General features: G+C 65.1%; 9 protein-coding genes. All 9 read right to left on the bottom strand.

Translation table 11 applies throughout. The features are described 5' to 3' along the window. Positions 1–240: 240 nt before the first annotated feature. The 9 genes from lpdA to SP5_RS03285 all read right to left on the bottom strand — a co-directional run bounded on the left by lpdA (position 241) and on the right by SP5_RS03285 (position 11393). A complete protein-coding gene (lpdA, locus tag SP5_RS03325; protein ID WP_042484038.1) occupies positions 241–1635 on the bottom strand; it encodes a dihydrolipoyl dehydrogenase in 1395 nt (464 codons plus the stop codon). 109 nt (positions 1636–1744) lie between these two features. Continuing rightward, positions 1745–2974: a 2-oxoglutarate dehydrogenase complex dihydrolipoyllysine-residue succinyltransferase gene (odhB, locus tag SP5_RS03320; RefSeq protein WP_042484068.1), complete on the bottom strand. Its 1230-nt coding sequence runs from the start codon at positions 2972–2974 to the stop codon at positions 1745–1747. Between the two features lie 115 nt (positions 2975–3089). Next, positions 3090–6068 (bottom strand): 2-oxoglutarate dehydrogenase E1 component, encoded by a 2979-nt coding sequence (locus SP5_RS03315; RefSeq protein ID WP_042484036.1) that lies wholly within the window; start codon positions 6066–6068, stop codon positions 3090–3092. A 130-nt stretch (positions 6069–6198) separates the two neighbouring features. After that, positions 6199–7083: a succinate--CoA ligase subunit alpha gene (gene sucD, locus SP5_RS03310; RefSeq protein WP_042484035.1), complete on the bottom strand. Its 885-nt coding sequence runs from the start codon at positions 7081–7083 to the stop codon at positions 6199–6201. 54 nt (positions 7084–7137) lie between these two features. Further along, positions 7138–7434, bottom strand: a complete 297-nt coding sequence (locus SP5_RS03305; RefSeq protein ID WP_042484031.1) for a GIY-YIG nuclease family protein — start codon at positions 7432–7434, stop codon at positions 7138–7140. A 59-nt stretch (positions 7435–7493) separates the two neighbouring features. After that, positions 7494–8456 (bottom strand): malate dehydrogenase, encoded by a 963-nt coding sequence (mdh, locus tag SP5_RS03300; protein ID WP_042484028.1) that lies wholly within the window; start codon positions 8454–8456, stop codon positions 7494–7496. Between the two features lie 121 nt (positions 8457–8577). Beyond that, positions 8578–9702 (bottom strand): cell division protein ZapE, encoded by a 1125-nt coding sequence (gene zapE, locus SP5_RS03295; RefSeq protein ID WP_042484027.1) that lies wholly within the window; start codon positions 9700–9702, stop codon positions 8578–8580. Between the two features lie 225 nt (positions 9703–9927). Continuing rightward, positions 9928–10707 carry a succinate dehydrogenase iron-sulfur subunit gene (locus SP5_RS03290; protein WP_042484025.1) on the bottom strand — a complete coding sequence of 260 codons (780 nt, stop codon included), beginning with the start codon at positions 10705–10707 and terminating at the stop codon, positions 9928–9930. Positions 10708–10817: 110 nt separating this feature from the next. Beyond that, complete coding sequence (locus SP5_RS03285; protein ID WP_042484024.1) at positions 10818–11393, bottom strand: ATP-dependent Clp protease proteolytic subunit; 576 nt, start codon at positions 11391–11393, stop codon at positions 10818–10820. Positions 11394–11534 lie beyond the last annotated feature (141 nt).

The following is an 11534-nucleotide window of genomic DNA, read 5'->3' as shown; positions in this document are numbered from 1 at the left end:
CTTCCGCAAGCGAAACGCTCATGGCGACGCCCCACCCCAACCCCTCCCCTAAAGGGGAGGGGCTAAAGCCGTGCAATGCTGATCGCTTTCAATTCAGGACGATCTTCGCGGCCCGCCCCCTCCACCACCGCTTCGCGGCGGTCCCCCTCCCCTTGCAGGGGAGGAATTACAGAGGCCCATAACAAAAGGGGCGAGCACCTCGCGATGCCCGCCTCCCTTCGTTCGTCCCATGCAGCCCGATCAGATGTGGATCGGCTTGCCCTGCACCGCCATGGCGGCTTCCTTGAGCGCCTCGGCATGGGTCGGGTGCGCGTGGCAGGTATAGGCGATGTCTTCCGACGTGGCGCCGAACTCCATCGCCTGCGCGGCCTGCGCGATCATCGTGCCCGCCAGGCTCGAGATGATCCACACGCCCAGCACGCGGTCGGTCTTGGCATCGGCGATGACCTTCACGAAGCCGTCGGTGTCGCGATTGGTCTTGGCGCGGCTGTTGGCCATGAAGGGGAACTTGCCGACCTTCACCTCGCCGCGCTCCTTGGCGGCCTCTTCCGACAGGCCGACACCGGCGATCTCGGGCATGGTGTAGACGACGCTGGGGATGACGTCGTGGTTCACGATGCCGGTCTGGCCAGCGATGTTCTCGGCGACCGCGACGCCTTCGTCCTCGGCCTTGTGCGCGAGCATCAGGCCCGGCGCGACGTCGCCGATCGCCCAGACGCCGTCGACATTGGTCGCGAAGTCATGGTCGATCTCGACCTGGCCACGGCCGTTCAGCTTCACGCCGGCGGCTTCGAGGTTCAGCCCATCGGTGTTGGGCTTGCGGCCGATTGCGACCAGCACGGCGTCGGCCGACAGCGTTTCCGCCGCACCGCCCGCCGCCGGTTCGACCGACACGGTCGCGCGGTCGCCCTCGACGGTGACGCCGGTCACCTTGGTCGAGGTCTTCAGTTCCATGCCCTGCTTCTTGAACAGCTTGGCCGATTCCTTGCGGACCTCGCCATCGAAGCCGGGCAGGATCTGGTCGAGATATTCAACGACCGTGACCTTGGCCCCCAGGCGACGCCAGACCGAACCCAGCTCCAGGCCGATCACGCCGCCGCCGATGACGACGAGGTGCTCGGGCACCTTGGGCAGCGCCAGCGCGCCGGTCGAGTCGACGACGACCTTCTGGTCGATCTCAACACCCGGCAGCGGGGTCACGACCGAGCCGGTCGCGATCACGATGTCGCGCGCGGTGACAATCTGGTCGCCGACCTTGACCGTGCTCGAATCCTGGAACGCGGCCTTGCCCTTCAGCCAGGTGACCTTGTTCTTCTTGAACAGATATTCGATGCCGCCGGTCAGTTCGCCCACCGCCTTGGCCTTTTCGGCGTGCATCTGGTCGAGGTTGAGCTTGGCGCCTTCGATCTCGACACCGAACTTCGCCAGTGCGCCGTGGCTCGCTTCCTCGAACAGCTCGGAGGCGTGCAGCAGCGCCTTGGACGGGATGCAGCCGACATTGAGGCAGGTGCCGCCCAGCGTCTCGCGCGCTTCGGCGCACGCGGTCTTCAGGCCCAGCTGCGCCGCGCGGATCGCCGCGACATAGCCGCCGGGGCCAGCGCCGATCACCAGGACGTCATAGTCATACTCAGCCATTTGTCTCTCCCGTTCCCCGGCTCTCGGGGTCCAGCCTGCGGGCGCACCCGCCTGTCACAGCAAGGACGGACCCTCGTGGTTACGAGAATCCGTATAGATCACAAAGCGATCAAAGGTCGATCAGGATGCGGGTCGGATCCTGGATCGCGTTCTTCAGCGCGACCAGGAAAGTCACCGCCTCGCGGCCGTCGATGATCCGGTGGTCATAGGACAGCGCCAGATACATCATCGGGCGGATGACGATCTGGCCGTCGACGACCACGGGGCGCTCCTCGATACGGTGGAGGCCGAGCACCGCCGACTGGGGCGGGTTGATGATCGGGGTCGACATCAGCGAGCCGAACACGCCGCCGTTCGAGATGGTGAAGGTGCCGCCCTTCATCTCGTCCATCTTCAGCGTGCCGTCCTTGGCGCGCTTGCCGAAGTCGCCGATCGTCTTTTCGATGCCCGCGACCGTCAGGTCCTGCGCATCGCGGATGACCGGCACGACCAGGCCGTTCGGGGCCGAGACGGCGACCGAGATATCGGCATAATCGTGATAGACGATCTCATCGCCCTCGATCGAGGCGTTGACCGAAGGAATGTCCTTCAGCGCCATCGTCGCGGCCTTCACGAAGAAGCCCATGAAGCCCAGGCGGACGCCGTGCTTCTTCTCGAACAGGTCCTTATACTTGGCGCGCGCCTCGATTACCGCGGTCATGTCGACGTCGTTGAACGTCGTCAGCATCGCGGCGGTGTTCTGCGCTTCCTTCAAACGCTTGGCGATCGTCTGACGCAGGCGCGTCATCTTGACCCGCTCTTCCTTGCGCGCCGAACCGGCAGGCGCAGCGGCCGGAGCAGCGGCGGCCGGAGCCGGGGCGCTCGACTTGTTGGCGGCGGCGGCGGCGACATCCTCCTTGGTGATACGGCCGTCCTTGCCGGTGCCCTTGATCGTCGCGGGGTCGAGGCCATGCTCCAGGACCGCACGACGCACCGACGGCGACAGCGCGGCGGGCGAATCGCTCGAATCGTCGGCGGCCGGGGCGGCGGCGGGAGCCGGAGCAGCCGCCGGAGCCGCGGTCACCGCAGGCGTCGCCGCTTCGGTCTTGGCCGGGGCCGAACCACCGGCGTCGACGGTCGCCAGCAGCGCGCCGACCTGCACCGTGTCGCCGACCTTCACCGCATGGTCGCCCATGACACCCGCCACCGGCGAGGGCACTTCGACCGAGACCTTGTCGGTCTCCAGGCTCGCGATCGGCTCGTCGACCGCCACCGCATCACCCGGCTGCTTCAGCCATTCGCCGAGCGTCGCTTCGGAGATCGATTCGCCCAGTACCGGGACCAGAACTTCAGTCGCCATTTCCATTTCCTCCGCCCGGTCCATCGACCGGGGCTCTTACGCGGGCGGGCAAAACGCCCGCGCCAGATTTCATCCCTCCCCGGTCCCGCGAAGGACCGGGGCACTCGTCAGTCGTTCAGTCCGCCGCCGCCGTGGTCGGCTTGGCGGTCGTGTTGCTGCCTTCGGCGCGCGTCCGGCGGATTTCCTCGCGGACATTATGGCCCAGCGCATCGGCGACCAGCGCGCCCTGCTCGGCGGTGTGGCGCTTCATCAGGCCGGTGGCGGGCGAAGCCGCCGCCGCACGACCCGCATAACGGGCACGCTTCACCGAAGCCCCGGCCTCGGCCAGCGACTCCTCGATCAGCGGCTCGACGAAGAACCAGTAACCGTTGTTCTTCGGCTCTTCCTGCGCCCAGACCACATCCTGCAGGTTCGGCATCCGCGCGATCCGCTTGGCGAGCGCGTCGCTCGGGAACGGATAGAGCTGCTCGACGCGCACGATCTGGGTCGTGGTATCGCCTGCCGCGTCGCGTGCCTCGATCAGGTCATAGGCGACCTTGCCGGTGCACAGGACCAGCCGCGTCGTGGCCTCGTCGGCGGCACCGTTGGTGTCCGACAGCAGGCGGCGGAAGTGGCTCTCGCCCTGGAAATCCTCGGCCTTCGACACTGCCAGCTTGTGGCGCAGCAGCGACTTAGGCGTGAAGACGACCAGCGGCTTGCGGAAGTTACGATGCATCTGGCGGCGCAACAGGTGGAAATAGTTGGCCGGGGTGGTGCAGTTCGCAACCTGGATATTGTCGTTGGCGCAGGACTGGAGGAAGCGCTCCGGACGTGCCGACGAGTGCTCCGGCCCCTGCCCTTCATAACCATGCGGCAGCAGCATCACGAGGCCGTTGGCACGCAGCCACTTGGACTCGCCGCTCGTGATGAACTGGTCGATCATGATCTGCGCGCCGTTGACGAAGTCGCCGAACTGCGCCTCCCACAGCACCAGCGTCTTCGGATCGGCCAGCGCATAGCCATATTCGAAGCCCAGCACGCCATATTCGGACAGCGGGCTGTCCAGCACTTCGAAGCTGCCATGCTCGACGGTCTTGAGCGGCACGTACTTGTGCTCGTCGGTCTGGTCGACCCAGACCGCGTGACGCTGCGAGAAGGTGCCGCGACCCGAATCCTGGCCCGACAGACGCACGCCATAGCCTTCCGATAGCAGCGAACCGAAGGCCAGGGCCTCGCCGGTCGCCCAGTCGAAATTGTCGCCGGTGGCGAACATCTGGCGCTTGGCGTCGAGCACGCGGTTCAGCGTCTTGTGGACCTGAAGCCCTTCCGGGATCGTGGTCAGCGTGCGGCCGATCGCGTCGAACAGCTTCTTGTCGAGGCCGGTCTCCACGTTGCGGCGACCCTGATCGGTTTCCTTGGGCGCCGACAGACCCGACCAGCGACCGGCGAACCAGTCGGCCTTGTTGGGCTTGTAGCTCGCGCCCGCCTCGAACTCGCCTTCACAGCGGGTGGTGTACTGCTTGATATTCTCGTCGACCCAGGCCTGATCGACCACGCCCTCGGACACCAGACGCTTCGCATAGGTCTCGGCGACACCGGGGTGCTGGCGGATCTTGTTGTACATCAGCGGCTGGGTGAAGCCCGGCTCGTCGCCCTCGTTGTGACCGAAGCGGCGATAGCACCACATGTCGATCACGATGTCGCGGTGGAACTTCTGGCGGAATTCGATCGCCATCTTGGTGGCGAAGGTCACCGCCTCGGGATCGTCGCCATTGACGTGGAAGACCGGCGCCTGGACGCCCTTGGCCACATCCGACGGATAGGGCGAGGAGCGCGCGAACTGCGGGCTGGTGGTGAAACCCACCTGGTTGTTGATGATGAAGTGGATGCAGCCGCCAGTGTTGTAGCCGCGAATCCCTGAGAAGCCGAGGCATTCCCAGACGATGCCCTGGCCCGCAAACGCCGCGTCGCCATGGATCAGCACCGGCACCGAGGCCGAGTGATCCTCCAGATCGCCCGCGATCGTCTGGATCGCGCGGGTCTTGCCCAGCACGACCGGGTTCACCGCCTCGAGGTGCGAGGGGTTGGCGACCAGCGACATATGGACCTTGTGGCCGTCGAATTCACGGTCGGTCGAGGTGCCGAGGTGATACTTCACGTCGCCCGAACCGCCGATGTCATCGGGGTTGGCCGAACCACCGGCGAATTCGTGGAAGATCACGCGCAGCGGCTTGGCCATCACATTGGCCAGCACGTTCAGACGGCCGCGATGCGCCATGCCGAACACGATCTCGCGCACGCCCATCTGGCCGCCGTACTTGATGACCGATTCCAGCGCGGGGATCATCGACTCGCCGCCGTCCAGACCGAAGCGCTTGGTGCCGACATACTTCTTGCCGAGGAACTTTTCCCACTGCTCGGCCTCGATGACCTTGTTCAGGATGGCCTTCTTGCCATCGACGGTGAACTCGATCGCCTTGTTCTGACCTTCCATCCGGTCCTGGAGGAAACGGCGTTCCTCCACGTCCGCGATGTGCATGTACTCAAGGCCGACATTGCCGCAGTAGTTCTTGCGCAGCGTGTCGACCAGCTCGCGAACGGTCGCCCATTCGAAGCCCATCGTGCCGCCGAGGTAAACCTTGCGGTCGAGATCGGCGTCGGTGAAGCCGTGATATTCGGTCTTCAGATCTTCCGGAAGCTCACGCAGGCCCGACAGGCCCAGCGGGTCGAGGTTCGCCGCGAGGTGACCGCGCACCCGATAGGTGCGGATCAGCATCTGCGCGCGGATCGCGTCGCCCGCCGCCTTGACAATGTCGGCGGTCGAAGGTGCGGCGGCCGCAGCAGCAGGCGCAGGCTTGCCACCCTTGGCGGGCTTGGGGGCCGGTTCCATCTGGGTCGGGTCGAGGCCCGCCGTCAGGTCGTCGGTCGAGGTCAGCGGCCAGCGCTTGTTCTGCCAGCTGGGGGCGCCCACGCCCTGCTCCAAACCCTCGAAGAAGGTCCGCCAGCCCGCATCGACCGACGCCTGGTCGGCCTGATACTTGGCATAGAGCGTTTCGATGAAAGCGGGGCTGACGCCCGCCGCGATGTCGCTGAATTCCTGGCCTTCGTAGCCCATGAGACGCTTCCTCGACCGCCCGTCTTCTTCATGATCGCCACCCCGGCACATCCGCCTGGGGTCCGCAGCCGCGAGCGGCCCGCCTGCCGCCACGGACCCCGGCGGTTGTGCCGGGGTGACGCGATACGCCTTACTTGTTCAGCACCGACAGCAGGGTCGAGCCGAGCTCCGAGGGGCTGGCCGCGACCTTGATCCCGGCTGCTTCCATCGCCGCGATCTTGTCCTCGGCACCGCCCTGGCCGCCCGACACGATCGCACCGGCATGGCCCATGCGACGGCCCGGAGGCGCGGTGCGGCCCGCGATGAAGCCAGCCATCGGCTTCGAACGACCGCGCTTGGCTTCGTCACGCAGGAACTGCGCGGCTTCCTCTTCCGCCGAGCCGCCGATCTCGCCGATCATGATGATCGACTGGGTCTCGTCATCGGCCAGGAACAGCTCGAGTACGTCGATGAAGTTGGTGCCGTTGACGGGGTCGCCGCCGATGCCGACCGCGGTCGTCTGACCCAGGCCAGCGTTCGAGGTCTGGAACACCGCCTCATAGGTCAGCGTGCCCGAGCGCGAAACGACGCCGACCGAACCCTTCTTGAAGATCGAACCCGGCATGATGCCGATCTTGCACTCACCCGGCGTCAGCACGCCCGGGCAGTTCGGACCGATCAGGCGCGACTTCGAACCCGACAAAGCGCGCTTCACCTTGACCATGTCGAGAACCGGAATGCCTTCCGTGATCGCGACGATCAGCGGAATCTCCGCGTCGATCGCTTCCAGGATCGAGTCGGCCGCGAAGGGCGGCGGCACGTAGATGACCGACGCATCGGCGCCCGTCTTTGACTTGGCTTCGGCGACGGTGTTGAAGACCGGCAGGCCGATATGCTCGGTGCCGCCCTTGCCCGGCGTCACGCCGCCGACCATCTGCGTACCGTACGCCAGCGCCTGCTGGGTGTGGAACGTGCCGGTTTCACCCGTCATGCCCTGGGTGATGACCTTGGTGTTCTTGTTGACGAGGATGCTCATCTGCTTTTCGTCCTTACCGCCCCGGCGTACGCCGGGGTCCAGTTGGGAAGACGGTCATGGAAGCGCGATCCGATCGTAAAGATCATCCCAGTCGGGATTGAGTCCTTCGATTTCCTGCAACTTCCAGCCCCGTCTCCATTCTTTCATTTGCAGCTCGCGCTGCCGTGCAAATTCCAGGCTCTCATGCACCTCGTACCAGACGAGCAGATGACAGCCATATCGTTTCGTGAACCCCTCGACGACGCCGTTGCGATGCTCCCAGGCCCGTTTCGGCAGGTTGATCGTCGACCCCAGATAGAGCGTTCCGTTCCGGCGGTTGGCCATAATGTAAACATAGGCCGGACCATCCATGGGGGAGGACACTCCCAACTGGACCCCGGCTTTCGCCGGGGTGGGTGCTCACTCGCTGATTACGCCAGGCTCTCGTCGATCCCCTTGCAGGCGATGAGCAGTTCCTTGACCGCGTCGACCGAGACCTGAAGGTTGGCCTTCGCCTCGTCCGACAGCTTGACCTCGACGACCTTCTCGACACCACCGGCGCCAATCACGACGGGGACGCCGACATAGAGATTGTCGATGCCATACTCACCCGACAGGTGGGCGGCGGCAGGCAGGATGCGCTTCTGGTCGTAGAGATACGCCTCGGCCATCGCGATGCCGCTGGTGGCGGGGGCATAGTAAGCCGAGCCGGTCTTGAGCAGCGCGACGATCTCGCCGCCGCCGCCGCGGGTGCGCTTGATGATCTCGTCGACCTTTTCCTTGGTCGAGAAGCCCATCTCGATCAGGTCGCTGACCGGAATGCCGCTGACGGTCGAATATTCCAGGACCGGGACCATGGTGTCGCCGTGGCCGCCGAGCACGAAGGTGTTCACGTCCTTCACCGACACGCCGAACTCCTCGGCGAGGAAGTGCGAGAAGCGTGCCGAGTCGAGCACGCCCGCCATGCCGACGACCTTGTTCGCGGGCAGACCCGAGAATTCGCGCAGCGCCCAGACCATCGCGTCGAGCGGGTTGGTGATGCAGATCACGAACGCGTCGGGCGCGTTGTCGCGGATGCCCTCGCCGACCGCCTTCATCACCTTCAGGTTGATGCCGAGCAGGTCGTCGCGGCTCATGCCGGGCTTGCGTGCGACACCGGCGGTGACGATGATGACATCGGCGCCCGCGATGTCGGCATAGTCGTTGGAACCCTTGATATTCGCGTCGAAGCCTTCGACCGGGCCGCACTGCGACAGGTCGAGCGCCTTGCCCTGGGGTACGCCCTCGACAACGTCGAACAGGACGATATCGCCCAGCCCCTTGAGCGCGGCGAGGTGCGCCAGCGTGCCGCCGATGTTACCGGCGCCGATCAGCGCGATCTTCTTGCGAGCCATTCCAATCCTACTCCGTAGTGGACGTACGTGATTGGTCACGCGGCCTACGCCTATTGGGGCGTCGGGGCAACCGTTATTCCACAGAGTTTAAGATTTTAAACGATAATAGTTCGCAAATGCATTAAGGCGTCATCAGCCCTTCATCGGGACCATGACCCTGGGCCAGATACTCGTCCGATCGCATCTCTTCCAACCGGCTGATCGTGCGTTCAAACTCGAACCGGCCGTCCCCGGTTTCATAGAGTTCGGCGGGCTGCGCGTCGGCTGCGGCGAGCAGCTTGACCTTGTGTTCGTAGAGCGCGTCGATGAGCTGGACGAAGCGCGCCGCCTCGTTGCGATTCTCCGGCCCCAGCTTGGGAATGCCGACCAGGATGACGGTGTGGAAGCGTCGCGCCACCGCCAGATAGTCCGCCGCGCCCCGCGCCTCGCCGCACAGACGCTTGAACGAGAAGACCGCGACGCCTTTCAGCGCCTTGGGTACATGCAGCACGCGTCCACCGACCTTCAGGTCCTCGGAAGGCACATGCGCGGCATCCTCGACCGGATAGTCGGTCAGGCGGAAGAACGCCGCCGACAGCGTCATCGTCGCCTTCGGCCCATTGGGCACCAGCCAGGTGTCGAGCCGCCCCAGCCGGTCGCGCCGATAATCAGTCGGCCCGTTGAGCGCCAGCACGTCCAGCCGTTCCTCGATCAGCGCGATGAAGGGCAGGAAATGTTCGCGGTTGAGGCCGTTCTTGTAGAGGTCCTTGGGCGGCCGGTTGGAGGTGGTGACGATCGTCACCCCCGCCTCGATCAGCGCGGTGAACAGCCGCGACAGGATCATCGCGTCGGGGCTGTTCGTGACCATCATCTCGTCGAACGCCAGCAGCCTGACCTCCTCGGCCAGCGCAGCGGCGACGGGAGCGATCGGGTCGCCCGCCTGCTTGGCGCGCTCGGTGGCGATGCGGGCGTGGACCTCCAGCATGAACTCGGCGAAGTGGACCCGGCGCTTGGTCTCGACCGCGACGTGATCGAAGAACAGGTCCATCAGCATCGACTTGCCGCGCCCGACGTCACCCCAGAGATAGACCCCCTTGGGGGCAGGCGCACCCTTGCCGGTCAGGCGGGCGAGGAAGCCGGTCTTGCGCGGGGTTTCCAGCTCGGTCGCGAGCTGTTCGAGACGCGCGGCGGCGGCGGCCTGTTCGGGATCGGGGCGAAGCTCTTCGGCGGCGATCAGGCGATGATAGGCGTTGAGGATGTCGGGCATGTTGGGGGCGATGTCTGCCCTGCCCTGTCCGACGTCAACCCCATTCCTCCCCTGCAAGGGGAGGTGGCAGGCCGAAGGCCTGACGGAGGGGTGTCACCGCTTCGTTGGGGATACTGCCCCTCCACCATCCTTCGGATGGCCCCCTCCCCAAGCCAAGTTTGGGGAGGAATAAGAAAAGGGGGCCGTTTCCGACCCCCTTTCCCGTTTCCATCGAAAGCAGCCGGATCAGATGACCCGTTCGGCTTCCATCTTCTTGATCTCGGCGATCGCCTTGGCGGGGTTCAGGCCCTTGGGGCAGACATTCGCGCAGTTCATGATGGTGTGACAGCGGTACAGGCGGAAGGGATCTTCCAGCTCGTCGAGACGCTCGCCGGTCATCTCGTCACGGCTGTCGGCCAGCCAGCGATAGGCCTGGAGCAGGATCGCTGGACCCAGGAACTTGTCGCTGTTCCACCAATAGCTGGGGCAGGAGGTCGAGCAGCAGGCGCACAGGATGCACTCGTACAGACCGTCCAGCTTGGCGCGGTCATCCGGCGACTGCAGCCGCTCCTTGCCCGAGGGGGCGGGCGACACGGTCTGCAGCCACGGCTTGATCGACGCGTACTGCGCATAGAAATGCGTGAAGTCGGGGACCAGGTCCTTGACCACGTCCATGTGCGGCAGGGGCGTGATCTGGACCGTGCCCTTCACATCCTCGATCGCGGTGGTGCAGGCCAGGCCGTTGCGACCGTCGATGTTCATCGCGCATGATCCGCAAATGCCCTCTCGGCACGAACGGCGGAAGGTCAGCGAGCTGTCCTGCTCGGCCTTCATCTTGATGAGCGCATCGAGCACCATCGGGCCGCATTCGTCCAGATCGACCTCGAACGTGTCGTAGCGCGGGTTCTGGCCCGAATCGGGATCGTAGCGGTACACCTTGAACTTCTTCAGGCGGCCACCGGTGGTCGCCTGATGCGTTTCGCCCTTCTTGATGACGCTGTTCTTCGGCAGGGCAAATTCGGCCATGGTCTCTAACCCGCTGGATGGGCCGGTCCCGGGACCGGCAAAGGATTAGCAGAGCCGATACATGACAGGGCCGGTTGTCGCAAATGTCTTCGCGCGATTTAGGCGGTGGCTCAGATCACATCAAGGACCAGCCCCAGGTCGCGTGCTTCCTCGGCGTCGATATACCAGTTGCTCGTTGCTTTTTCGCGCAAGCTCTCGAACGACACCTGCGACCCGTTGACGATGGCGCGGAAGCCCTCCTCCTGGATCAGGACCGACTGCTCGATCTCATGCAGCTTGGCCTTCAGGATCGCGGGCAGGCTGGTGAGCGGGCCGGTCAGGTCGATCGAGCCCGACATCTGCCGCTCATGGAGCATCAGCCGGGTGCCCCGCGTCAGGAACCGCGTCTCGACCGGGAAGGCCGACATGAAGGTCGCCCCCGCCGAATAGACCGCGACCTTGCCCAGGAACAGCGTCTCGCGGCCGGTATAGTCGCGCAGCAAGCGGATCGAGTCGCCCATCGCCCGCGCCATTTCGGGGTCCCCGCCCAAGGTGGTCATCGACACGACCAGCGGACCGTCCGTGGGCGCGGCGGCCAGCTGGTCCTTGAACCCGGCATACATCACCTCGTCCACCGTGCCGTAGAGCTGGATATGGGGCTGGGCGAGCAGCGGGTATTTCACCGCTCTGTTGGGCTGGTCATGCATGACATGGCGAACCGGGGGTGCGGGATAAGGTTCCGTTTCGGGGGTTGGGGGTGAGGTTGGGGCGTGGCCTTCGATGTCGCTCGGGCTGAACGGAGCTGGGGCGTCATACCAAATTCCGTTCAGGCTGAGCGAAGTCGAAGC

The sequence above is a fragment of the Sphingomonas parapaucimobilis NBRC 15100 genome, from assembly GCF_000787715.1.
GTDB lineage: Bacteria > Pseudomonadota > Alphaproteobacteria > Sphingomonadales > Sphingomonadaceae > Sphingomonas > Sphingomonas parapaucimobilis.
Note: the sequence above shows the minus strand (reverse complement) of the source record. Positions and strands in the feature narration are given on the sequence as shown.

What these genes read in the sequence shown, in the direction of transcription:
- lpdA (WP_042484038.1), bottom strand. Translation starts at nt 1,635, where the DNA reads ATGGCTGAGTATGACTATGACGTCCTGGTGATCGGCGCTGGCCCCGGC.
- odhB (WP_042484068.1), bottom strand. Translation starts at nt 2,974, where the DNA reads ATGGCGACTGAAGTTCTGGTCCCGGTACTGGGCGAATCGATCTCCGAA.
- SP5_RS03315 (WP_042484036.1), bottom strand. Translation starts at nt 6,068, where the DNA reads ATGGGCTACGAAGGCCAGGAATTCAGCGACATCGCGGCGGGCGTCAGC.
- sucD (WP_042484035.1), bottom strand. Translation starts at nt 7,083, where the DNA reads ATGAGCATCCTCGTCAACAAGAACACCAAGGTCATCACCCAGGGCATG.
- SP5_RS03305 (WP_042484031.1), bottom strand. Translation starts at nt 7,434, where the DNA reads ATGGATGGTCCGGCCTATGTTTACATTATGGCCAACCGCCGGAACGGA.
- mdh (WP_042484028.1), bottom strand. Translation starts at nt 8,456, where the DNA reads ATGGCTCGCAAGAAGATCGCGCTGATCGGCGCCGGTAACATCGGCGGC.
- zapE (WP_042484027.1), bottom strand. Translation starts at nt 9,702, where the DNA reads ATGCCCGACATCCTCAACGCCTATCATCGCCTGATCGCCGCCGAAGAG.
- SP5_RS03290 (WP_042484025.1), bottom strand. Translation starts at nt 10,707, where the DNA reads ATGGCCGAATTTGCCCTGCCGAAGAACAGCGTCATCAAGAAGGGCGAA.
- SP5_RS03285 (WP_042484024.1), bottom strand. Translation starts at nt 11,393, where the DNA reads ATGCATGACCAGCCCAACAGAGCGGTGAAATACCCGCTGCTCGCCCAG.